The 23,490-nt window shown below is 65.6% G+C and carries 13 protein-coding genes and 1 tRNA gene; 11 read left to right on the top strand and 3 right to left on the bottom strand.

All coding sequences use genetic code 11. The features are described 5' to 3' along the window. Nucleotides 1-55 precede the first annotated feature (55 nt). The 3 genes from HCH03_RS00410 (at nucleotide 56) to HCH03_RS00400 (ending at nucleotide 5,200) form a co-directional block, all read left to right on the top strand. Nucleotides 56-691, top strand: a complete 636-nt coding sequence (locus HCH03_RS00410) for a hypothetical protein (protein ID WP_185903910.1) — start codon at nucleotides 56-58, stop codon at nucleotides 689-691. A 115-nt stretch (nucleotides 692-806) separates the two neighbouring features. Then, complete coding sequence (locus tag HCH03_RS00405) at nucleotides 807-4,637, top strand: phosphoribosylformylglycinamidine synthase (RefSeq protein WP_221687929.1); 3,831 nt, start codon at nucleotides 807-809, stop codon at nucleotides 4,635-4,637. Nucleotides 4,638-4,972: 335 nt separating this feature from the next. Further along, the gene (locus HCH03_RS00400; RefSeq protein ID WP_221687928.1) at nucleotides 4,973-5,200 is read left to right on the top strand and encodes a hypothetical protein; all 228 of its coding nucleotides are present in this window, start codon (nucleotides 4,973-4,975) and stop codon (nucleotides 5,198-5,200) included. A gap of 155 nt (nucleotides 5,201-5,355) precedes the next feature. Here HCH03_RS00400 and HCH03_RS00395 read toward each other — a convergent pair. After that, nucleotides 5,356-5,438, bottom strand: a tRNA-Leu gene (locus tag HCH03_RS00395). Nucleotides 5,439-5,724: 286 nt separating this feature from the next. Between HCH03_RS00395 and HCH03_RS00390 the strand changes: the two genes are divergently transcribed. The 3 genes from HCH03_RS00390 (at nucleotide 5,725) to HCH03_RS00380 (ending at nucleotide 9,376) form a co-directional block, all read left to right on the top strand. Further along, nucleotides 5,725-7,137, top strand: a complete 1,413-nt coding sequence (locus tag HCH03_RS00390) for a Sapep family Mn(2+)-dependent dipeptidase (RefSeq protein ID WP_221687927.1) — start codon at nucleotides 5,725-5,727, stop codon at nucleotides 7,135-7,137. Between the two features lie 304 nt (nucleotides 7,138-7,441). Continuing rightward, nucleotides 7,442-8,323 (top strand): tyrosine-protein phosphatase, encoded by an 882-nt coding sequence (locus tag HCH03_RS00385; protein ID WP_221687926.1) that lies wholly within the window; start codon nucleotides 7,442-7,444, stop codon nucleotides 8,321-8,323. 339 nt (nucleotides 8,324-8,662) lie between these two features. Continuing rightward, nucleotides 8,663-9,376, top strand: coding sequence for a LytR/AlgR family response regulator transcription factor (locus HCH03_RS00380; RefSeq protein WP_080144027.1), 714 nt, complete (start codon nucleotides 8,663-8,665; stop codon nucleotides 9,374-9,376). A 452-nt stretch (nucleotides 9,377-9,828) separates the two neighbouring features. On the opposite strand, the gene ngr is transcribed toward HCH03_RS00380, so the two are convergent. Further along, entirely contained in the window at nucleotides 9,829-10,593 is a 765-nt protein-coding gene (gene ngr, locus HCH03_RS00375) for a nigerythrin (protein WP_221687925.1), read from the bottom strand. Between the two features lie 265 nt (nucleotides 10,594-10,858). Here ngr and HCH03_RS00370 point away from each other — a divergent pair, with 265 nt between their 5' ends. From HCH03_RS00370 to HCH03_RS00345, 5 genes are all read left to right on the top strand, one after another. Beyond that, nucleotides 10,859-12,565, top strand: coding sequence for a glucose-6-phosphate isomerase (locus HCH03_RS00370; RefSeq protein WP_221687924.1), 1,707 nt, complete (start codon nucleotides 10,859-10,861; stop codon nucleotides 12,563-12,565). Nucleotides 12,566-12,839: 274 nt separating this feature from the next. Beyond that, complete coding sequence (locus HCH03_RS16220) at nucleotides 12,840-15,641, top strand: carbamoyltransferase HypF (RefSeq protein WP_246599414.1); 2,802 nt, start codon at nucleotides 12,840-12,842, stop codon at nucleotides 15,639-15,641. Nucleotides 15,642-15,691: 50 nt separating this feature from the next. After that, on the top strand, nucleotides 15,692-15,931 hold the full coding sequence (locus HCH03_RS00355) for a HypC/HybG/HupF family hydrogenase formation chaperone (RefSeq protein ID WP_221687923.1): 240 nt from the start codon (nucleotides 15,692-15,694) through the stop codon (nucleotides 15,929-15,931). A 263-nt stretch (nucleotides 15,932-16,194) separates the two neighbouring features. Continuing rightward, nucleotides 16,195-17,292: a hydrogenase formation protein HypD gene (hypD, locus tag HCH03_RS00350; RefSeq protein WP_246599413.1), complete on the top strand. Its 1,098-nt coding sequence runs from the start codon at nucleotides 16,195-16,197 to the stop codon at nucleotides 17,290-17,292. 53 nt (nucleotides 17,293-17,345) lie between these two features. Next, complete coding sequence (locus HCH03_RS00345) at nucleotides 17,346-18,665, top strand: diguanylate cyclase domain-containing protein (RefSeq protein ID WP_221687922.1); 1,320 nt, start codon at nucleotides 17,346-17,348, stop codon at nucleotides 18,663-18,665. Between the two features lie 50 nt (nucleotides 18,666-18,715). On the opposite strand, the gene HCH03_RS00340 is transcribed toward HCH03_RS00345, so the two are convergent. Further along, nucleotides 18,716-23,344: a lectin like domain-containing protein gene (locus HCH03_RS00340; protein WP_221687921.1), complete on the bottom strand. Its 4,629-nt coding sequence runs from the start codon at nucleotides 23,342-23,344 to the stop codon at nucleotides 18,716-18,718. Between the last annotated feature and the right edge of the window lie 146 nt (nucleotides 23,345-23,490).

Raw genomic sequence — 23,490 nt, 5'->3', positions numbered from 1 at the left:
AATGCGTGCGGCTGAGAGGGCTGTGCGCATTCCGTCGTTGAAGGAGCAATAACCCATGTCCCAACGCAACCCCATGAACGACCGCTATCAGACCGACGAGCACCAGGGCCAGACCCGCAAGAGCGCCGCGTCCATGAAGCCGAAATCGAAGGCGGCCGCGACGGTGCGCGTGCAGCCCAAGGAGAAGACGAAGCAGCAGAAGAAGGCCGAGAAGAAGGTCGCCCGCCAGAAGCAGGGCGAGCTCGACCGCAAGTACTACAATCCGCCCACGCCGCAGTACAAGCGCCTGCGCAAGATATGGTGGGCGCTGCTCATCGGCGCCATCGCGGCCACGGCCCTGTCGTGGCTGGGCCGTTCATGGTTCCCCGATCCGGTGAGCTACGTCATGCTGGGCTTGGCCTACGTCTGCATCATCGGAGCGCTCTACGTTGACTTCTCGAAGATCCGCAAGGTTCGCCGCGCCTACCAGGAAGAGATGGAGAGCCGCAAGTCCAAAGAGCAGCGCGCGATAGAGAAGCAGCAGAAGGCCGCGCAGAAGTCCAAGAAGATCGAGGCCGCCGAGGCTCCCGCCGAAGAGGAGAAGCCTAAGAAGCGCGGCCTGTTCGGCAGCGGTTTCCGCCTGTCGAAGGCGGAGGAGGCCAAGGCCGAGAAGCAGGAGGCCAAGGAGCAGCCGCAGGACTCGAAGAAGTAAGCAGCCTGTCCGCTTGCGCGCACGGTCGAAACCGCAGGGGCGGGGCTTGCCCCGCCCGTTCGCGCATAGATGGAGAAGCGCCGTTCGATTATACGAGGGGGAAAGGCAGAACACCATGGTTTCTCGCGTGTATGTGGAGAAGAAGCCCGGCTTCGACGTGGAGGCGCAGCAGCTCGCGCACGAGCTGCGCGACATTCTGGGCATCGAGGGCCTCGAGGGCCTGCGCTTGGTGAACCGCTACGACGTGGAGGGCATCTCGGAGGAGCTCTTCGCGCAGTGCGTGCCCACGGTGTTCAGCGAGCCGCAGTCCGACGTGGCGTCTTTGGAGATGCCCGAGGCGGATGGCGCCGTCGTGTTCGCCGTGGAGTACCTGCCCGGCCAGTTCGACCAGCGGGCCGACTCGGCCAGCGAGTGCATCCAGCTCATCAGCCAGGGCGAGCGCCCCGAGGTGCGCAGCGCGAAGGTGTGCCTGCTGAAGGGCGCGCTGTCCGACGAGGACGTGGCCGCCGTCAAGCACTACGTCATCAACCCCATCGAGGCGCGCGAGGCGTCTTTGGAGCCGCGCGACACGCTGGCGATGGAGCAGCCGGTGCCGCCCATGGTGGAGACGGTGGAGGGCTTCCTCGATTTGGACGAGGCGGGCTTGGCGGCGTTCATCGCCGAGCGCGGCCTGGCCATGGACGCGGCCGACATCGCGTTCTGCCAGCGCTACTTCGCCGAGGAGGGGCGCAACCCCACCATCACCGAGATCAAGATGATCGACACCTACTGGTCCGACCACTGCCGCCACACCACGTTCGGCACGGAGTTGGAGAACATCGTCATCGACGACGAGGCCGTGCGCGCCGCGTTCGAGCAGTACCTGGCCATGCGCCACGAGCTGGGGCGCGACGAGAAGCCGGTGTGCCTCATGGACATGGGCACCATCGGCGCTCGCTACCTGAAGGCGAAGGGCATCCTCACCGGGCTCGACGAGTCCGAGGAGATCAACGCCTGCACGGTGAAGGTGAAGGTTGACGTGGACGGCGAGGAACAGGACTGGCTGTACCTGTTCAAGAACGAGACGCACAACCATCCCACCGAGATCGAGCCCTTCGGCGGCGCGGCCACCTGCGTGGGCGGCGCCATCCGCGACCCGCTTTCCGGGCGCAGCTACGTGTACCAGGCCATGCGCGTGACCGGTGCGGCCGACCCGCTGGTGCCGGTGAGCGAGACGCTGCCCGGCAAACTGCCGCAGCGCAAGCTGGTGACCACGGCTGCGGCGGGCTATTCGTCCTACGGCAACCAGATAGGCCTGGCCACCGGCCAGGTGAACGAGCTGTACCATCCCGGCTACGCGGCCAAGCGTATGGAGATCGGCGCCGTGGTGGGCGCCACGCCGGCCGACCACGTGCGGCGCGAGACGCCCGCGCCGGGCGACGTGATCGTGCTGCTGGGCGGCCGCACGGGCCGCGACGGCATCGGCGGCGCCACGGGATCGTCCAAGGCGCACAACCTGGGCTCGCTGGAAAGCTGCGGCGCCGAGGTGCAGAAGGGCAACGCGCCGGTGGAGCGCAAGATCCAGCGCCTGTTCCGTCGCGGCGACGCGTGCCGCATGATCAAGCGCTGCAACGACTTCGGCGCGGGCGGCGTGTCCGTGGCCGTGGGCGAGCTGGCCGACGGCCTGTTCGTGAACCTGAACAAGGTGCCGAAGAAGTACGAGGGTCTGGACGGCACGGAGCTGGCCATCGCCGAGAGCCAGGAACGCATGGCCGTGGCGCTGGCGGCCGATGACGTGGACGCGTTCATCGCGCTCGCGCACGAGGAGAACCTTGAGGCCACGCCCATCGCCGAGGTCACCGAAGAGGCGCGCGTGCGCATGGAGTGGAACGGCACGACCATCGTGGACGTGAGCCGCGAGTTCCTCAACAGCAACGGCGCGGCGAAGCACCAGGACGTGCACGTGCTGCGCGGCGGCTCCTACGAGCGCACGTGGGCGGGCGACACGCTGGGCGAGCGCCTGCACGCGCTGGTCACCGACTTGAACGTGTGCTCGAACAAGGGCCTGTCGGAGCGTTTCGACTCCACCATCGGCGCGGCCACGGCGCTCATGCCGTTCGGCGGCGCGCGCCAGCTCACACCGGCCATGGCCATGGTGGCGAAGCTCCCCGTGTTCGGCGAGACCACCACGGTGAGCGGCATGGCCTGGGGCTTCAACCCGTATCTGACCGAGGCCAACCAGTTCGACGGCTCGTACGTGGCCGTGGTGGAGAGCGTGGCGAAGCTGGCGGCCGCCGGTTTCAAGCGCGAGGACATGTACCTGACGTTCCAGGAGTACTTCGAGAAGCTGCGCGACGAGCCCGAGCGCTGGGGCAAGCCCGCGGCGGCCATCCTGGGCGCGCTCAAGGCGCAGATCGACCTGGGCGTGGGCTCCATCGGCGGCAAGGACTCCATGTCCGGCAGCTTCGAGCAGCTCGACGTGCCGCCCACGCTGGTGTCGTTCGCCACGGCGGTGGGGTCGGTGGATCGCGTGACGTCTCCCGAGTTCAAGCAGGCGGGCAGCCGCGTGGTGCGCATCGCGCCCGCTGCCTACGACGGCGTGCTGCCCGATGCCGCCGGGCTGCTGGAGGCCCTTGCGGTTGTGGAGCGGCTCATCGGCAGCGGCGATGCGCTGGCCGTGTCCACGCCGGGCTACGGGGCCGCGGCCGAGGCGCTGTTCAAGATGTGCATGGGCAACGGCATCGGCGTGAAGCTGGCCGACCAGGTGACGTCGGACGAGCTGTTCGCGCCCGCGTACGGCAGCTTCCTCGTGGAGCTGGCGCCGTGCGTGGAGCTGCCTGTGGCAACCGACGCGCTGCGCGTGGACGAAGTGGGCGAGACCACCGAGGCCTACGAGTTCGCCGCCGCCGGCGAGACCGCCGACTTGGCCGAACTGCAGGAAGCCTGGGAAGCCCAGCTGGAACCCGTGTTCCCCTACCGAAGCGCCGGAGGGCCCTCCCCTTGCCACACCGACCAGAGCACCGAAGCGCCTACCCTTTGTCATCCTGAGCGGAGCGCCGAAGGCGCGCAGTCGAAGGATCCCGCGCGGCGTCAGCAGGAAGACCTCCCTGTCGAGCCGCTGTCCTTCACAAGCGCCATCCCTCTCACCTACAACGGCACTATCGCGCGCCCGCGCGTGGTGATCCCCGTGTTCCCGGGTAACAACTGCGAGTACGACTCCGCCCGCGCCTTCGAGGCGGCCGGCGCGGTGGTCGAGACGTTCGTCATCAACAACCTCACGCCCGACGCCGTGGTCGAGAGCACGGCCGAGCTGGTGCGACTCATCAACAACAGCCAGATCATCATGCTGCCGGGCGGCTTCTCCGGCGGCGACGAGCCCGACGGCTCCGCCAAGTTCATCACGGCGTTCTTCCGCGCCCCGGCGGTGACGGAGGCGGTGCGCGACCTGCTGCAGAACCGCGACGGCCTCATGCTGGGCATCTGCAACGGCTTCCAGGCGCTCGTGAAGCTGGGCCTGGTGCCCTACGGCGACATCCGCCCCATGGATGAGAGCTGCCCCACGCTCACGTTCAACAACATCGGCCGCCACCAGAGCCGTCTCGTGCGCACGCGCGTGGCGTCCAGCCTGTCGCCGTGGTTCAGCCGCTGCGAGGTGGGCGACATCCACACGGTGCCCGTGAGCCACGGCGAGGGCCGCTTCGTTGCCAGCCCCGAACTGCTGGCCGAGCTGAAGGAGAGAGGCCAGATCGCCACCCAGTACGTCGACGAGCAGGGCGTGCCGTCCCTGGATCTGGACGTGAACCCCAACGGCTCCGCGTGGGCTGTCGAGGGTATCACGAGCCCCGACGGCCGCATCTTGGGCAAGATGGGCCACAGCGAGCGCCGCGGCGCCGGCCTGTACCAAAACGTCCCCGGCGACCTGTTCCAGCCGCTGTTCGAAGGCGGCGTGGGGTACTTCACGGACTAGGCGAACTCCACAGAACGTTGCCTTCGCGTGGCGCACCTCCGGGTGCGTCGCGTTTTTCATGGCGCGGCGCGAGAGCATTGTCGCCCGAAAGCCGCGTTTTCAGTTTCAAAACCGCGGCTTTCGGGCGACAATGCATGGCATTCCGCAAGCCAACGCATTGCCATCCTGGCCGGGTGTATGCCAATGGTGGTTTGGCAGTGGAGGATGCCCGAAACGCACGAAAATGCGAGCAATGTTGCGTTTCAGGGCGGTGAAGATGCCCTGCCTCGTTCGTCGTGCAACGCACTAAGTCTCTGAACAGGCAATTCAAGAATTGCTTGAAGGCGTGGCTGCGAATGCAGGTTTCGAAACGCAACTTTGCTCGCATTTTCGTGCGTTTCGGCGGATTTCCACTGCCGTACTGCGATGCGTCGGCGCATGCGGAAGTGAGCACGCAGACGGCTCGGAAGTATCTGAAAGATCTGGAAGAGAGGGGCCTTGTTGCCGTCGTTTCGAAACGACCTCTCAAGTTCACCTTGAGCGACGCGGCCGTGAAAGACTTGGAACTGCCGATCACGACGTAGATCGTCGCTGGATGATGTGGCTGGTGCGGCGCTTGTTTATACCGCACCCTGATATCGAACGGGAAACGTCCGACAGGAAAAGATGAATTTCCTGAGAAAAGCAGCGAGCTCGCCAAGGCGAAGATCTCCCTCGGCGAGCTCGGCCTGTTTGCGGATGGTGCCCGAGGCGAGAGTCGAACTCGCACGTCTAGGACAACGGTTTTTGAGACCGCCGCGTCTGCCATTCCGCCACTCGGGCGCAAGAAGAAAGTATACCGGAACCCGCCGACCACGTCGAGGGAAAATCGCCCTCTGCGCGAATGCTCCGGATGACAGCAGGGAGGGCTCGCGACGTTCCATGCCGGTCGCCGATATCCTCGCTAGCGTCCCCATTTGGGACATTCGCACCTACGGTACCTCAACATATGCATGATGTTCTGGCGCGGCGTTTCGACAAGGGGCATAATGGAATGATCTTCGCCGACGCCTCCTTAGGCCGCGTTGGCGCCAACGACGTACCCACTCGACAGAGAGGCGGAAACGGTATGGAGCACGAAGAACTGACTAAGAAAATTGACGCGTACCTCGACGACAACTGGGACGCTATGGTGGAGGACATCGCCACGCTCGTGCGCATCCCCAGCTTCCAGGAAGACGACAAGAAGGCCGACGGTGCCCCGTTCGGCCCCGGTCCCAAGGCCGCGCTCACGGCCGCGCTCAAGATGGCCGAGGACATGGGATTCTCGACGCACGACGCCGAAGGCTACATCGGCTTCGCCGACTTCCCCGGCAAGAGCGACACCCAGATCGGCATCATCGGTCACATGGACGTCGTGCCGGCCGGCCCCGGCTGGAACTTCGAACCCTACGATGTCACGCGCAAGGACGGTTACCTTGTGGGCCGCGGCACGCTGGACGACAAGGGGCCCAGCGTCATGGCGCTGCACGCCATGAAGTTCTGGAAAGACCAGGGCGTCGAATTCCCCTACACCATCCGTTTCCTGTTCGGCGCGAACGAGGAGTCGGGCATGGCCGACGTGGCGTACTACCACGAACACTACGATGACCCGGCCTTCCTGTTCACGCCCGACGCCGAGTTCCCCGTGTGCTACGGCGAGAAGGGCGGCTACGATGGCATGCTCATGAGCAAACCCATCGAGCCTTGCGCCCGCGTGGTGGTCGAGTTCGAGGGCGGCATGGCAACGAACGCGGTTCCGGGCCTGGCCCACGCCATCGTCAACGCCGATGCGAAGGAACTGCCGAACACCGACCGCATCGTGGTGACCGAGGCCGGTCCCGGTCGCGCGCGCCTCGACGCCACCGGCAAGAGCGCGCACGCCTCCACGCCCGACGAGGGCGTGAACGCCATCGGCCTCATCGTGGACTATCTGCTTGAGCACGGCCTGTGCGGTGCCGACGAGCGCGCGTTCTTCGAGCTCGACCAGAAGCTGCTGAACCACACGGACGGCAGCGGCCTCGGCATCAAGAGCGCCGACGAGTACTTCGGGCCCCTCACCGTGGTGGGCGGCACCATCAAGCTGGAGGACGACCGCTTCGTCCAGACGCTCGACAGCCGCTTCCCCACATCCATCACGGCCGACGAGATCACGGAGCGCGTGCGCGAGCAAGCTGCGGCCATCGGCGGTTCGTTCGAGAACACGCTGCTCATGGAGCCTTTCTTGGTGAAACCGGATAGCCCGGTCATCCAGGCGCTGCTGAACGCCTACAACGAGGCCACGGGCGAGCAGGCCGAGCCCTTCACCATGGGCGGCGGCACCTACGCCCGTGAGTTCAAGAGCGGCGCGAGCTTCGGTCCCGAGAAGCCGTGGATCAAGGATCCCGAATGGGTGGGCATGATGCACGGCCCGGACGAGGGTGTGAGCGAGGATCTGCTGAAGCAGTCCTTCAAGATCTACGCGCTCACCATCGACAAGCTCATGGGGCTCGATCTGAAGTAAAGGATGTGCGGCAGATTCGCTGCTCGAAGATTCTTCGACTCCCTTCGGTTGCTCAGGATGACAGCCTGCTCAGTCATCCTGAGCGCTCGGGAGGCTTCGTCCTGTGTCATCCTGGGCGTGGCCGAAGACCTCCCTTGCGCCATCCCGAGTGCGCGCCGAGGGACTCGCTTTACGTCATCCCGAACGGAACGCCGCAAGACGTCCCCTGTGTCATCCTGAGCGGAGCGTCACAAGACGCGAAGTCGAAGGATCCGCTTCCCGCGGTGACTCGCATTCGTTTTTCCCTGTTGAAAGGAAGGCCACCATGGTGGACACCGTGCCCGACGATTTCTCGCCCGTCCTCGGTATCGCCGACGCCGAAGGGCTCGAGGACGCGCCCGACGGCCGCATCGAACTCGAGGGGCTGCCGAACACGCGCGACATCGGCGGCATACCCGTGGCCGACGGCCGCTACGTGAAGCATGCCCGCCTGCTGCGTTCGGGCGCGCTGGACGGCGCCACGACGCGCGATCTGGCCGTGCTCGCGGACGATTACGACCTGCGCACGGTGGTCGACCTGCGCACCGAAGAGGAGCGGCGCGAGAAGCCCGATCCCGAAGACGAGCTCATGGGCGTTCGCTTCGAGAACGCGCCTGTGCTCAACACCTCCACGCTGGGCGTCACGCGCGAAGGCGGTATCAAAGGCGCGCTCAAGATGCTGCGCGCCGTGCAGGACAATCCTGCCCAGATCATGATGGACATCTACGAGCGCATGGTGCTCGACGAGGCCAGCCAGCGCGGTTTCGCCTCGTTCTTCGACGATGTGCTGGCCACCGAAGAGGGATCGGTGCTGTGGCACTGCACCATCGGGAAGGACCGTGCGGGCCTGGCCACGATGCTGATGCTGCATGTGCTGGGAGCCTCGCGCGACCGCATCATGAAAGACTATCAGGCCACGAACCGCTACGTGGCGTCGCGAACCGAGGATATCGCCAAGGCGCTTGCCACCTACCATCTGGCCGACAAGCTGGACGCCAGCATCCACGTGATAAACTCCGCCGATCCGCGTTTCATGCAAGCGGCGCTCGATGCGATCGAGAAGGAGTTCGGCGGGCTGGACGCCTACGTCGAACGGGCTATCGGCGTGACCGACGAGAAGAGGGCGGCGCTGCGAGAGCGGTACTTGACCGACGACCCGCAAGGGTAGGAGGGGGTCGCTTTCTGGAGGGCAGAGGATTACGGGTGCGAGGCAAGCAAAGCCTGCAGGGCGCTTGCGAGCTATGACGAGGGCCTTTGCGGTGCCGCTTCGAGCTGCCGTCCTCGCCCCTTCCGCCCTCACCCTCGTCCTCATCCTTGCCCATGTGCCGTCCGCCCGCTTCGAGGCACCGCATGCCGGTGCATTTTCGAGTATCGTCGCGTTCGCACTCGAAAACGGTTTGGTTACTTCGTAGATTCGGGCTTCTCCGCTGTTTCCGCTTCTCATGATTTATAATGATGGCGAAAGAGACTCAAGCAACAAGGGGTTCGGAAAAACGAGGAGGTTCACGTGTTGAAGGCCATGATCGTCGATGATGAGGCTCCTGCGCGCTCTGAACTCAAGTTCCTGCTGGACGAGTTGGGGCAAACCGAGGTGGTTGCCGAGGCCGCTAGCGTGCGCGAGGCCATCGAGAAGCTGAAGGAATACCCGGTCGACGTCATGTTCCTCGACGTGAACATGCCCGAGGCCACCGGCTTGCAGCTCGCCGAGGCCCTGCAGCACCTGAAGTTCCCGCCCGCCGTGGTGTTCGTGACGGCGTACAGCGAGTTCGCGCTCGAGGCGTTCAAGGTCAGTGCCATCGACTACCTGGTGAAGCCGGTGGAGACGGAGCGCCTGTCGCAGGCCATCTCCCGCGTGCGCGAGCACGTGTCGCTGCACGTGGCCGCCCAGAAGTCCGAGCGCATCCCCGTCGAGAAGGGCGGGAAGAAGATACTCATCGGCATCGACAAGATCCGCTTCGTCATGGCGCGCGACGACTACGCGTACCTGCAGACCGACACGGACCGCTACTTCTCCACGGTGAGCCTGGCCCAGTTGGAAAAGCGCCTGGACGGTCACGGGTTCTTCCGCGTGCACCGCGGATACCTGGTGAACCTGTCCATGGTGGAGGAGATCGAATCGGTATCCGGCGGCACCTTGCTGCTCACCCTGAACGCCGTGGACGAGAAGATCCCCGTCTCCCGCCGCCGCGTGTCCGCGCTGAAGAAGGCGCTGGGGTTGTAGCGAACGAGGTCTTGCCCCGTTCGGTCGACCTGGAGCAAACGACTAAAAAACGACTCGCCTCGAAGCATGGGGCGAGTCGTTTTTTTTGGAACGAAATATGTGATGAACGAATTTGAGTTTCCGAGTGTTTCACGTGAAATATCTGTTCGTGTGAGAGGCCGTATCGAAGGTCGTCAAACCGCGCGTTTCCGGTGGCCGCTCGGTAGGGCAAGGGCTCTGCCCTTGCCGTCGACCTGCCGAAACGCTGCCTATGGAGCGACAAGGGCAGAGCCCTTGCCCTACAAGAACGGAGAATCGGTCCCTTTGATGCGGCTTCCTACGAAGCGGCCGCGAGGGGAGTGCGCCGCGGCCGCTTCCGATACGATCTCCTATGGAACAGTCGTCGCAAACGTGCATTTCAGCAGTCTGCAAGCTCCTTTGAGAAAGGACGTCCCACGGGGGCGGAGAAACGCCTAGTACTCCTTGAAGGAGGACTTCGGAGCCAGGCAGATGGGGCAGGTGGTGAAGTTCTCTCCCTTGTGGATGTAGCCGCAGACGGGGCAGAGGTAGTACTTTTCGTCGGTGGGCGTGTCGATGGTGTTGTACGCGTCCAGGTAGCGCTCGGCATGGTAGGCCTCGGCCAGCTTGGCGCGGGTGAACACTTGCACGGCCTCGTTGTTCTGCTCCTCTTGGGCTACCTTGATGAACGAGGGGTACATATCCGAGGTTTCGTAGATTTCGCCGTTCGCGCCGGCGATGAGGTTGAGATCGACCGTATGCTCGGGCACCTCGGGCGGCTCGGGTTTCTGGTATCCGGGCTCCAGCTTCTGGGCCAGCTTGTACTCCAGCTCGATGTGGATCTTCTCGGCGTCCGACGTGCAGGTGAACAGGCGCGCTATGTGGTCGTAGCCCGCCTTCTCGGCGACTTTCGCCCAGGCAGCGTACTTCGTGGTGGCGCCCGTCTCGCCCGTGATGGCCGTTTTGAGGTTGTCGAGCGTGGTGCCCACGGCGGTGGCGCTTTCCTCCACCACGTTGAAGTTGCTGGCCGTGGCGGCGTCGGGCATCGTTTTCGGGTCGAGTACGGTCGGCGAGGCGTTGTCGGTGGCGGTGTCGGCGTTCGCTTGAGGCGCCGGCTCCTCCTGTTTGGGCGAGCAGCCGGCCAGCAGGCCGAGTGCTCCGACGGTGGCGGCGCCAACGGCAGCGTTCTTCACGAAATTTCGCCTGGAGATGTCGGACATGGAAACCCCTCCTGTTCCTGCGACGCGCGTTTCGACGCGCGCATCGGCAATCCGTTCGAGCGGCCCTCTCATGCGCTCGATTACATTTCGATACAATATATTAATTAGTAATAAAAATCAATAAGAAATACCAGCAAAATGATGTTATTTTGGAAGGGCCGTTTAACGACCGAACGTACACAACTCCATCACAAGCTGGGGGGATCGCGGGCACTTCCTTTCGCCGTTTGCTAGAATGAGCGGAACTACGCTGAAAGAAGGTTCCATGATTTCCGGTGATATGGAAAAACTGTATCCCTCCGCGAAAACGCTCGTGAAGGAGTGCGTTGCCAGTCGCGTTCATGCCAAGGACGCGAGCTTGTACGATTTCTCAGAGCAAGCGCAGTCGTGTGCCGAGCGCTATATGGGATGGACGGACCTTGCCAGCAATCCGCCGTATCCGCTACGCGACATCCAGGCGTTCGCCGACTCGATCATCGCCCAAGGCCTCAACACCGTCGTGCTCATCGGGCAGGGCGGTTCGACGCAGGCACCCATGACCATCACGAAGTACAACAAGCCCGACTCGTCGAAGATAACGTTCAAGACGCTCGACTCCGACTCGCCCGTGCGCGTGCGCGCCATCTTGGCCGAAGCGAAGCCCGAGAACACGCTGTTCGTCATCTCGTCGAAGAGCGGCGGCACCATCGAGCCGCGCCTCGCCTTGCGCGCGGTGCGCGACGCGGTGGGCGACACCATGACCGAGGAAGAACTCGCCCAGCATCTGGTGGCCATCACCGACCCCGGTTCCGATTTGGAACGGCAGGCGCATGAGGAGGGCTGGGCGGCCGTGCTGCCCGGAGAGCCGTCCGTGGGCGGCCGCTTCTCCGCGTTGTCCGTGTTCGGTTTGCTTCCCGCCGCACTGGTGGGCATCGACCTCGAAGAGGTCATGGAGCATGCCGTCGAGGCCGAGCAGCGGTGCAGCGAGGACGCCATCGACAACCCGGCCATCGGGCTCGCGGCGTTCCTGTACGACAACTACCTGCAGGGACGCAACAAGTTCTCGTTCCTCACGCCGAAGCGCGGCCGCGTGCTCGGCCTGTGGATAGAGCAGCTGGTGGCCGAGAGCCTGGGCAAGGACGGCCAGGGCATCCTGCCGAACATCGAGATAGACTCGCTGCTGCTCACGAACGACCCAGGCGACCGCAGCGTCATCATGTACCAGACGAAGACCGACCTGTGGGACGAGCGCAAGAACTTCGAGATGAGCCTGTCCTACATCGACCCCACCATTCCGCGGGCGAACTTCAAAATCGACTCGGTGGAGGAGTTGGCCGAGCATTTCATCATGTGGGAGTACGCCGTGGCCATGTGCGGCTACCTGATGAAGGTGTGCCCGTTCGACCAGCCCGACGTGGCTTCGGCGAAGGCCGTCGTGCTCAATATTCTGGAAGGGGGCCAGCCCGAGCCCGATTTCGTGCAGGACTTCATCGGCGACGTGCACATGGGCGAGGTGGAAGTGCGTCTCGCGCCGTGCTTCAAGGACTGCACCGACGTGCACAGCGCCTTGCGCGCTCTTCTAACCAGCATCCAGCCGGGCGACTACTTCGCGCTCAACGCGTTCCTTCCGTTCACGGGCGAGGGTCGGCGCGAAGCGCTCGAGCTTATCCGCCATGGCGTGGCGGCCAGCCGGCGCACCGTGTCGTGCCTGGAGGTCGGACCCCGCTACCTGCATTCCACAGGCCAGCTGCAGAAGGGCGGCCAGAACAACGGCGTGTTCCTTATCCTGTCCGCCGACGAGTTGAAGGACATCCCGCTTTCGCAAGAGGCCGAGAGCCTGGGCACGCTTGCGAAGGCGCAGGCTTCCGGCGACCTGGTGACGCTGGCCGAGCGCGGGCGCCGCTGCGTGCACCTGCATCTGCCGGACAACTCGGGGGTGACGCTGCGCGCGCTGTCCGAGGTCATCACGAACATCTTGGCAACGCTGGACTAGGAGGGGCTGCATCAAACGTGCCGCTTTGCCTGTCTTGTAGGGCAAGGGCTCTGCCCTTGCCGTCAACCTGCGGAGACGCCTCTGTCGGGCGGCAAGGGCAGAGCCCTTGCCCTACCGGGTGGCCTTGGAGAGGCGCACGTTTCGAACTTTTGATACAGCTCCGGTCAACGCAGCAGCCGCCCTCGCTGACTTACTAGCGCCAACCTGCGGGGATTGGCAACGAAACCGGTGCGGCATAGTTCGCGCTTTGCGCGAATAGACGACGAGGTGACAGATGATCGAAGCGCTGGACATACAGGTCAAAGGCATCGTGCAAGGGGTGGGTTTCCGCCCCTTTGTCTATCGTTTGGCGAAGAAGTACCTGGTCAAAGGATGGGTTCTGAACGCCACCGACGGCGTGTTCATCCATGCGGAGGCCGAGGCGAAGCTGCTCGACGAGTTCGTCATCGAGCTGTCCGAGAACCCGCCGGCCGCCTCGCATGTGGAGGAGATCACGCTTAAAGAGGTGCCGCTGGAGGACTTCGACTCGTTCGAGATACGCTTCTCCGATGCCGGTGCCGTGGAGAAGACCACACTCGTGTCGCCCGACCTGGCCACCTGCGACGACTGCACGCGCGAGCTGTTCAACCCGAACGACCGCCGCTACCGCTATCCGTTCATCAACTGCACGAACTGCGGCCCGCGCTTCACCATCATCGAGAAGCTGCCCTACGATCGCAAGAGCACGTCGATGAAGGACTTCCCCATGTGCGAGCGCTGCGCCCGCGAGTACGGCGACCCGCTCGATCGCCGCTTCCACGCGCAGCCCGACGCCTGCTTCGAGTGCGGCCCCCATATCAGCTGGCGCGAGCACGAGGGCGGCGACATCGAAGCGCCGCTCGGCCCGGTGAGCTGGGGCGCGACGCGCGAGGAGAGCGACGCCATCCTCGCGCGCGCCGTGGAGCTGCTGCTGGCGGGCGGCATTTTGGCTGTGAAGGGCCTCGGCGGCTTCCACTTGGTGTGCGACGCGGACAACCCCGAGGCGCTGGCGAAGCTGCGCGCCCGCAAGCGGCGCGAGGGCAAGGCGTTCGCCGTCATGGCCGCCAGCACGGACGACGTGCGTCGCGTGTGCGAGGTGAACGACGCCGAGGCCGCGGTCTTGGAAGGCTCGCAACGCCCCATCGTGCTGCTGAAGAAGCGCTCTGACGCGGAGTTCGCCCCCGGTCTGGCCGACCGCCTGCCCGAGCTGGGCGTCATGCTGCCCTACACCCCGCTGCAACATTTGCTGCTGCACGACTTCATCGAAGCTGGGGGCGGCGGCATGTTGGTGATGACCTCGGGCAACATCCACGACGAACCCATCGTCATCGACGACGAGGACGCCTACGGGAAGCTGGCGGGCGTTGCCGACGCGTTCATCGGCCACGACCGCGCCATACGCGCGCGCTACGACGATTCGGTGGTGCGCGTCATCGCCGCCGGAAGCGCGGGCGAAGCCGTGCAGTTCGTCCGCCGCGCCCGCGGCTACGCCCCTTTGCCGTTGGCGATGCCGTCCCCTTGCCATCCTGAGCGACCGGAGGATTCCTCTTGTCATCCCGAGCGAGTGGAGCCGTCCCCTTGTCATCCTGAGCGAGCGGAGCGAGTCGAAGGATCCCGCGCGGCGCCAGCGGGGGAGCTTTTGGCTGACGCCAAACGGGATCCTTCGACTACGGCGCTTCGCGCCTCCGCTCGGGATGACAAGGTGTCCATCTTCGCCACCGGGCCCGAGCAGAAGAACACGTTCGCGCTCACGCGCGACGTCGAGGCGTTCGTGTCGCAGCACATCGGCGACATGGAGAACGCCGAGACCTACGACGCATGGCTCGACGCGAAGAACCGCTACGAGACGTTGTTCGAGATCAAGCCCGACCTTTTGGCGTGCGACCTGCACCCCGAGTACCTCACGTCGAAGTGGGCGCACGAGGAAAGCCGCACGCGTGGCCTGCCGCTTGTGGAGGTGCAGCACCACCACGCGCACGTCGTCTCGGTTATGGGCGAGCACGGTTTGGCCGGTCCGGTGTGCGGCATCGCCTTCGACGGCACGGGCTTCGGCGTGGACGGCGCCATCTGGGGCGGCGAAGTGCTCATCAGTAACCTGCGCGCATTCGAGCGCTTCGCGAACTTCGCCTACGTGCCCATGCCGGGCGGCGCCGCGTGCGTGAAGCATCCCCTGCGCATGGCCTACGGCGCGCTGTGGGCGTTCGACTTGCTGGAGCATCCGGGAGCTGCCGATGCGCTGATGGCGCTGGGCGAGCAGGCCGACGTGTGCGAGCAGATGATCGATCGGGGGCTGAACACGCCCATGACCTCGTCGGTCGGCCGCCTGTTCGACGCGGCCAGCGCGCTTCTGGGCGTGTGCACCGAGCCCACGTACGAAGGCGAGCCCGCCATCCTCTTGGAAGCCGCGATGACATCCGATGCCTGTTGCCATCCTGAGCGACCGGAGCAGCCCTCTTGTCATCCCGAGCGAGCGGAGCCGTCCCCTTGTCATCCCGAGCGAGCGGAGCGAGTCGAAGGATCCCGCGCGGCGCCAGCGGGGGCGCTTTTGGCTGACGCCAAACGGGATCCTTCGACTACGGCGCTTCGCGCCTCCGCTCAGGATGACAGAGACCAACCCTGCGCCTTCGCCCAAGATGATGACTCTTCGCGTTATGCCATGGAGGTGGTCAAGAACACCGCTACGGCCGAAAGCACCGCGCAGGACACGTCCGTCGTGCTGTTCGACGCGGCGCCCACGTTCAAGGCGCTGCTGGACGACAAGGCGGCCGGGGTGCCCGTTCCCGTGATCGCGCGCCGCTTCCATGATGCGTTCGTTCAGGCCGTCGTCATGGCGGCGGAACTGGCGCGCACCGTGTACGGCATCGAAGTCGTGGCGCTGTCGGGCGGCGTGTTCATGAACCGCTACCTCGTGGAGCACGCGCTGGCCGCGCTCGAGCGTGCAGGTTTCACGGTGGCCGTCAACCGCGATCTACCGCCCAACGACGGGTGCATCTCGTTCGGCCAAGCTGTGGTAGCATGGGCCTCGAACGAAGAGGGCGCTGCCGAGGGCGGCGCGTAGGGGCGCGACCGCTGCAAGGGGCGCCGTCAATTTGAAAGAAGGCATGAACCATGTGCTTGGCCATACCCGCTAAAATCACCGAACTGAAGGACAACCACCTGGCGACGGTGGACATCCTCGGCGTGACGCGAGACATCGCCGTCGACCTCACGCCGCAGGCCGGCGTCGGCGACTTCGTGCTTGTGCACGCCGGCTTCGCCATCGAGGTGGTGGACGCCGACTACGCGCAGGAGACCATCGACCTCATCAAGCAGTTCCCCGAACTGGCAGGCGAGGATATCCCTGCTTGACGGGGTGCTGTTCCCGCCAAGCCGCACCGGGAACGTCGATTCGAACCGGGAGCCGTCCTCGTAGGGGCGATCTCCAGATCGCCCGCTCGCGCGGAGCGCGAGAACGCGGCCATCGGTTGCTTTTCCGGCTTCGCCGGAACGGGCGATCTGGAGATCGCCCCCTACGGAAGAGGTCGCGGCGTATCGGAAAAGCCCGTTCGGGGACGACCCGCGACGCACTCGAAGGAACGCGTTTCGATCCATAACCTTTCGTTGGAGGATGTATGACCGCTCATAACATGGAAGCCGAACTCGCGGCGTTCAAGGACCCGACGCTTGCTCGCGGGCTTATCGACTCAATCGGGAAGCTGGCCCCGGAGAGCGCCACGCTCATGGAGGTGTGCGGCACGCACACCGTGGCCATCGCGCGCAATGGCATCCGCAACCTCATGCCTGCGGGCATCCGCCTGGCGTCCGGTCCCGGCTGCCCGGTGTGCGTGACGTCGAACCGCGACATCGACACCGTCATCGCGCTCGCGCGGGTGGAGAACGTGACCATCGCCACGTTCGGCGACATGACGCGCGTGCCCGGATCCACGTCGAGCCTGCTCAAGGAGCAGGCGGCCGGCCGCTCGGTGGAGATCGTGTACTCGCCGCTCGACGCGCTGCGCCTGGCGCAGGAGCATCCCGAGCGCGAGATCGTGTTCGTGGGCGTGGGCTTCGAAACCACCACGCCGCTCGTGGCCATGGCCATCAAGCGGGCGCGCGACGCGGGCCTCAAGAACTTCACCGTGTTCGGCGCACACAAGAACATGCCCGGCGCGCTGGAAGCCATCATCAACGACCCGCAGCTCAAGCTGGACGCGCTCATCCTGCCGGGCCACGTGAGCACCATCATCGGCGCCGCGCCGTACCAATTCTTGGCCGAGAAGTACGGCATCCCCGGGGTCATCACCGGCTTCGAGCCGGTGGACGTGCTGCAGGGCATCGCCATGATCATGCGCCAGCTGCACGAGGGCCGCGCCGAGATCGAGATCGCCTACGCGCGCGGCGTCATGCCCGAGGGCAACCCCGTGGCGCTGGCGGCCATCGACGAGGTGTTCGAGACGTGCACGGCGCTGTGGCGCGGCTTGGGCGAGATACCCGGCTCGGGCTACCGCATCCGCGAGGAGTTCGCGGAGTTCGACGCCGTGCGCCGTTTCGACCCGCCCATCGAACCCACGCAGGACCCGAAGGGCTGCCGCTGCGGCGACGTGCTGCGCGGCATCATGGCCCCGAACGAGTGCCCCCTGTTCCGCAAGGTGTGCACTCCCGAGAACCCGGTGGGCCCCTGCATGGTGTCGAGCGAAGGAAGCTGCGCCGCGTACTTCCGCTACTACTAGGCCGATAGGGAAGAGGGGGGCGCGTGACAAGGGGAAAACGAAGCGGGGGGAAGATGCCGCTGCCCGCGGTGGCGTTCGTCGTCAGCGCGCTGGTGGTGGCTGTGCTGGTGACGTACTTCGCCTGGGACGATGTGCGCACCGACCGGAACGAGGCCATGCGCACCAACCAGGTGTACAGCACGCGCATCACCTCGCTGCTCGACAGCCTGTTCCACAAAACCGACATCATGGAGGCCATGATAATAGCGGACGGCGGCGGGCTGACGGAGAAAACGTTCATCGACCTGGCCCGTTCGCTTTCCGAAGGGTCGGGCGTCCGTGCCATCCAGTACCTGCCGGACGGCATCGTGCGCTACGTGTACCCCTTCGAGGGCAACGAGCCCACGCTGGGAAGCAACATCTTCGAGAATCCCGCGCGGCGCGACGACGCCCTGCTGGCGCTCGAGACGAAGCAGATCACGCTCTCGGGCCCCTACGTGCTGAACCAAGGCGGCTTCGGCTTGGTGGCGCGCAACCCCATCTTCCTCACCGACGCGAACGGGCAGGAAACGTTCTGGGGCTTCACGGTGATCGTCCTCGACCTGCCGGCCGCCCTCGACCCCATCTTGTTCTCGGACCTCGAGGAGAAGGGCTATCGCTTTGAACTTTACACGAAGGGGGAGGACGGCGCGCATCTGACGATAGCCTCGTCCGGCGCGCTTCCGGAAAACGATCCCGTCACCTACACCGTGCCGGTGCCCAACCACGACTGGACTCTCAGCGTGGCGCCGGATGCCGGATGGGTGGATTGGGGCAAGGTGGTGGCCACGGGCGCGGTGGGGCTGCTTGTCAGCCTGCTGCTGGGCGTGGTGGTGTGGCAGATGCAGGTCAAGCGGCGCTTCCTGCACGAGCTTGCCACCACCGACGAGCTGACGAACCTGCACAACCGGCGCTGGTTCGCCGAGGAGATCGGGCGTTGGTGCGCCGGGCCGCGCGAGGTGCCGTTCAGCCTGTTCTACCTGGATCTGGACGGCTTCAAGGCTGTGAACGACACGCTGGGCCACAAGCAGGGCGACGAGCTTCTGGTGCAGGTGGCCGATCGCTTCCGCTCCGTCTGCGGCGAGGCGGGTATCTTGGCCCGCGTGGGCGGCGACGAGTTCGTCGCCGCGGTGAGCGGGCTCGTCGGCGACGATGCCCGGGAGTTCGCCAACCGTCTGCAGCGGGCGCTCGAAGAGCCGTTTGCCCTCGAGGACTGCCAGTGGACCATCGGCGCGAGCGTCGGCCTAGCCGCCTACCCGGCAGACGGCAGCGACTACGACGAGCTCATCCGCGTGGCCGACGCGAGCATGTACGCCGTCAAGCGCACCGCGAAGGCGAAGTCCCCGGTGAGGTAGCCGCTACCCGGCCCCAGCCGCGGCGCGAGCCCGGCCGTTGCGGCACACGCCTATCCCAAGCGCGTGCGCCTCCGACGGGCTGCGGCCAGCGCCAGCATGGCAAGTGCGGCTGCCACGATGCCGACGGCTCTTGCCGCAAGCAGCGGATCGCCGGTCGAGACGAGCTCCTTCGGCGTGGATCCGTCGCCGGAATCGCCGGGGTTGTCGGGCGTACCCGGTTCGACGGGGACGGGGCTGTCGGCCGGGTTCGTGAACGCCTTTACCGCCACGTTGCCCACGGGCGCGCCGGTGCGCTCTGCGAGCGCGTCGGCCACGGCGGCCACGTCGCTCCAGGTTCCGTTCTCGAACACGAAGCTCTGGCCGGCATCGACGTGCGGCACGCTGTCGTAGCGGGGCGAGCCGTGCGCATCCTCGCCGAGTTTCTGGGCACCTTCCAGCGGCACGGTGGTGCTCATGAGGGCCCATCCGTTTGCGTCGTAGAGCTGCGTCTCCGTCACCACGACGGCGAGCGCCTCGCCCGCTTCCAGATCGACCGCGCCGGCCAGCTGGGGCGTGAAGTACCCGGCGTACAGCGTGTCGAATTCGGTGTGGGCGCCCTCCGCCTTCGTGCCGCTTTCGGGGTTCGAGGGGTCGGCGAGGTCGGTGTACACGTCGATGCTCACGCGCGTGTTCGGGGACGTGACCCACACGCCCACGCCTTCGAGGCGTTCGGCTCCCTGCGCCGTGAACACGTTGGCGGCCCGAGTGGAGTCGTCCGCCGGGGCCTGCAGGCCCACGGCGTGCAGCGAGTCGTACTGGTAGTTGTTCTCGTAGTCGAACGTGCCCGTCTCCCCGCTTTCGGCGACGAGCGCGACGGGTGCGCGCACGGCCCGCTCCTCATAGGGAACGTACAGGTAGCCGCCGTCTCCGAAGTCCTCGCCGCGGTTGTTGCGGAGGATCCAGGCACCGTCGGTCGACGGCGTGTGCTTCGCGCCGTCCTTGTCCTCGATGGTGAAGTTCTCCTTGGCGTAGGCGTCGTCCCAGCCCACGAGCGAGAGGGAGTGATTCACCGCATAGTCCTGCTCGGCGGCGTCGTAGAACCAGTGGTTCTTGCGAACCTCTTGGGCCACGTCGGCGCTCGCCCAGTAGCCGTCGTCTTCGTACGGCTCGCGCATGCCGAAGTCGAGCGCGCCGTTGCGCAGCAGCGCGGCTTTGATCTTCTCGTAGGCGAGCGGGTCGATGGCGCCCGCGCTCCCGCTGGCCGACACGCTCTGGGCGGAGTAGCGGCTCGCAGGTTCGCGTGCGGCATCGCTTGCGGGCAGGTCCGCGCTCTGCCCGTCGTCGCCCAGATCGCCGCCGGCAGCTCCCGATCCGGTGCTTGTCGTGAAGGGGCTGGGCAGCTCTAGGGCGTAGTCCAAGCGCACGCCGTCGCCTCCTACGGTGGCCCCGGCTGCCGCGTTCATGGCGTTCGCGGCGTCTTCGAACTCGCCGGGTTCGCCTACCACGTAGGGGCATGCTTCCTCGCTCGCCGCTCCCTGCCAGCGCGCGAGCGTGCTCACCGCATGGCCCCACGTGCCGCCCGTCAGCAGGCCGAGCGCCCCGAGCCCCTCGTCCTTCGAGGAGACCGCGTAGCGGTCCAGAACCGACGCATCGCCGTCGTGCAGCGCGCGGTGCTGGTAGGTGAGCATCACGAGCGACGTCTCCGAAAGGTCGATGGAGCTGTCGGCGCGTCCCTGCGCGATGCGGTTCGACTCGAGCGACGCCAACGCCGCGAACGCCCAGCACGTGCTGTAGAGTCCTTGGTCGCGCACGGCGGGAAGCTCGCTCTCCGAGCGCAGGTCGTAGCTGCTCGGCAGCGTCGCCGTGCTCGCGACGACCTCCACGGGCTCGGAGGCGAACGAGCCCGTCGCCTCGTCCGCGCCTGCGACGGCATCCGCGCTCGCGCCGTCGGCAGACCCCGGGCCGTCCGACCCCAAACCGCCTCCTCCGCCTGCGGCGGACGTCGATGCGGCCGCGCGAACCTGGAACGGGTAGCTGGTTCCAGGTTTCAGATCCCTGAACGTCGGTGAGCTCTGCCAGCCTTGCGAAGCAGCGTCCGCCAAGCGGTACTCGAGTGCGCGCCCGTCGGGGCGATAGGCGAACGTCACCGAGGTCGCGGTCGCCTCCGCCACGGTCGGCGCGGCGGGTGCCGGTGCGCGTTCCGGCACGTCAACGTGGAGCGCGTTCAGCGAGGAGAACCGTCCTGCCGGCCCGCCGCTTTTCAGGTACAGGCTCCGCCCCGGCTCCAAAACGGTTCTCTCGTCGAGGTAGAAAGGCTCGCTCATGTCCGCCCGATACGAAGCCGTGAGCACTTTGTTGTCGGCGTTGATGATGAGCGTTTCGGTGGGGCAGTTCACCGTCACCCGTCCTTCGACCAGGTCGGGCTCGCGGCAGGGCACCGCAACGCGGTACAGCGGCTCGCCTTCCTGCCGGTCGCGGGGGTACACGGCCATCTGCTGCTGGGGCAGGCCGCTCACCACTGACCACTCCGATACGCGGTCGCCGGGGGCGAGCCAGGTGACGCCGTCGGGGGCCAGCACGCTTAAGCGCTCGCTGTCGAACTTGACGGTTTCCGCCGCAACGTCGAACGTGACTTCGGAAGCGTGGAAGCGCAGCTCGTACGTGGTCGGAGCCTTCGATCCGCTCGGGTCGCTGCTGACCAACTTGACGGTTTGCGGCCCGGTGGCAAGGTTCCCCAAAGCGAGCGACGGCCCGAACCTCCCGTTCTCCAGCGTCTCGGTCTCGCCTCCGTCGAGCGACGCTGTGACCGCTTGGTTCGAAGTCGGCAGGATGGCAACCGAGTAGGAGCAGCTTTCTGCGAAGGAGGAGGTTTCCGGCATGAACACGTCGAAGCTCGTGCGCGCCCCGCCTTCTTCGAGCGCGCTTCCGAGATCAAGGTATTCGATGGAGTCGATGTCGAAGGGGCGACCTTCGAGCGTCTGCGTGACGGTCTTTTTGACGGTAATGCCGTTCACCTGCGACGAAGTCGGCTCATCGGGCGGCCACGTCGCGCCGGTGCCGCCCGCTTCCTGCGTGAACGCTTTGAGGCAGACGTTCGTGGCGTACACGGACGCGCCGCCGGGGTCCCTCAGCGACTTCCCCAGCGTTGTCCACGTGGTTCCGTCGGCCGACACGTAACTGATCTCGTCGTTGCCGTTCGCGTCCTTGCCCACGTATGTCGGCTGGAACGCGTCGCCGCGTCCGATGACCGCCTCGGCGGGAACGGCGTTGGCGTACTGGGGGTTCTCCAGCCGCACGACCAGCGAGAACGTATCGCCGGCATGCAGGGACGCGCGCAGGTCGAGGCCGAGCTCGATGGTGTGGTAGCCGGGGTAGGCCTCGGCGCCTTCCTGGGTTCCGCCCACCTTGGTGCCCGATGCCGGGTTGCCCTCCTCGGGGTTCAGATAGACGTCGATGGCGTACTCCGTGCCCTCGTCGGTGGTGTAGAACGAGGCGGCTTCCAACGTCTCGTCGCCCTTCGCCGTGAACACGTTGGCCATGTACGCCGTGCCCCTGCTGCCGGTGGAGGGCGCGTCGGGGTTTTCGATATCCGAGCCTGCGGAAACGGCGAGGCTCGTGCGCCAGCCCATGGTGTCGTACTGGTAGTTGCCCGTGTAGTTGTCCTTCGATTCCAGCTTGAGGGTGGCCCCGTACACGGCCGACCGATCCTCGTAGGAGAGCCAGAAGTAGCCGCTTTCGCCCCAGTCGGCTCCCCAGCTGTTCTTGACGAGCCAGGCGCCGTTGCGGGTGGGCAGCTCGTTTTCCGGAGCGCCGAAATTCGACCGGTCGAACGCGTCGTCCCAGCCTACGATGAGCACAGCGTGGTCGATATTGGTTTTCTGGCTCGTGTACATGGTCTGGCGACCCGTATCGCCGACCGCGTCGGTGGAGTAAAAGTGATCGCCCTTCGTGGCGATGGACACCGTGACGGCCCCCTCGTCGTGGATGATGCGCTTGACGGCGTCGATGCTGGGCTCGAGCGCGGCGCCCGAGATGCCGTTCAGCGAAGTGGGGAGGTAGTAGGCGTCTTGCAGATGGAAGTCGGAGGCGTAGCGCAGGCTCTCGTCCACGTATTCGGCTTGGAACGGTACGGTTGAGGAGAACACCGGCCCTTTCCAGGCGGCCAGGGTGCCGATGGCCTGCTGGTCCCAAGCTCCCGTCTCGTAGGCTTGCTGGGGGTAGAGCTTAGCTCCGTCCACCTCCTGCTCCTCGTTACCGTTGTAGGTGAACCAGGCCAGATGGGCCCGAGAAAACTGCGCGGTGGGATAGTAGGGCAGCACGCTGCTCTCGGCCGCGCCCAAATTGGCGAATGCCCAGCAGTTGCTGGTGGTTGCTTGGTCGAGCACCGGCCCCACGACTCCCTCGTCGCGCAGGTCGAAGGCCGTCGGCAGAAGGTCGTTTGCATACATCGCCGCGCCGGCGCCGCTTGCGATGGAATCGTTGAGGTAGGAAAGGTCGAGCGTCGACGCCCCGACCTCGGCTTCTCCGTTGAGGTAGGCCAGGTAGTCGGGGTTGACATCGGACGCGGAAAGTACGAGGCTGTCGCGTAGCTCGTCTGGGTCGTCCGGCTCCGCCGCATGCGCTTGAAGGGGCGCAAGGGGAGCGAGGCCCACTGCCAATGAGAAGGACAGGAGCAGCGAGAACGCACGGCGCATGATCATGGGAACCTCCAATGTCGATCTTCGTGAAGTATAGCCGGTACCGCGCTCTCGTCTGCTAGATTTTGGGCGAGCGACGTGGATGCCCGATCTCGCGACACCAACGCGGGGTGAAAGGGCTGCCGCGGCGGCGTTCCGTTGAAACACGA

This window comes from Gordonibacter massiliensis (ex Traore et al. 2017) (assembly GCF_019731765.1).
Taxonomy (GTDB): Bacteria; Actinomycetota; Coriobacteriia; order Coriobacteriales; family Eggerthellaceae; genus Gordonibacter; species Gordonibacter massiliensis.
The sequence above is the reverse complement of the archived record's forward strand: the minus strand, read 5'-3'. Positions and strand labels throughout refer to the sequence as shown.

Excerpts from the sequence above, each read along its gene's own strand:
- HCH03_RS00410 (WP_185903910.1), top strand. The coding sequence starts at position 56 with ATGTCCCAACGCAACCCCATGAACGACCGCTATCAGACCGACGAGCAC.
- HCH03_RS00405 (WP_221687929.1), top strand. The coding sequence starts at position 807 with ATGGTTTCTCGCGTGTATGTGGAGAAGAAGCCCGGCTTCGACGTGGAG.
- HCH03_RS00400 (WP_221687928.1), top strand. The coding sequence starts at position 4,973 with ATGCAGGTTTCGAAACGCAACTTTGCTCGCATTTTCGTGCGTTTCGGC.
- HCH03_RS00390 (WP_221687927.1), top strand. The coding sequence starts at position 5,725 with ATGGAGCACGAAGAACTGACTAAGAAAATTGACGCGTACCTCGACGAC.
- HCH03_RS00385 (WP_221687926.1), top strand. The coding sequence starts at position 7,442 with ATGGTGGACACCGTGCCCGACGATTTCTCGCCCGTCCTCGGTATCGCC.
- ngr (WP_221687925.1), bottom strand. The coding sequence starts at position 10,593 with ATGTCCGACATCTCCAGGCGAAATTTCGTGAAGAACGCTGCCGTTGGC.
- HCH03_RS00370 (WP_221687924.1), top strand. The coding sequence starts at position 10,859 with ATGATTTCCGGTGATATGGAAAAACTGTATCCCTCCGCGAAAACGCTC.
- HCH03_RS16220 (WP_246599414.1), top strand. The coding sequence starts at position 12,840 with ATGATCGAAGCGCTGGACATACAGGTCAAAGGCATCGTGCAAGGGGTG.
- HCH03_RS00355 (WP_221687923.1), top strand. The coding sequence starts at position 15,692 with ATGTGCTTGGCCATACCCGCTAAAATCACCGAACTGAAGGACAACCAC.
- hypD (WP_246599413.1), top strand. The coding sequence starts at position 16,195 with ATGACCGCTCATAACATGGAAGCCGAACTCGCGGCGTTCAAGGACCCG.
- HCH03_RS00345 (WP_221687922.1), top strand. The coding sequence starts at position 17,346 with ATGCCGCTGCCCGCGGTGGCGTTCGTCGTCAGCGCGCTGGTGGTGGCT.
- HCH03_RS00340 (WP_221687921.1), bottom strand. The coding sequence starts at position 23,344 with ATGATCATGCGCCGTGCGTTCTCGCTGCTCCTGTCCTTCTCATTGGCA.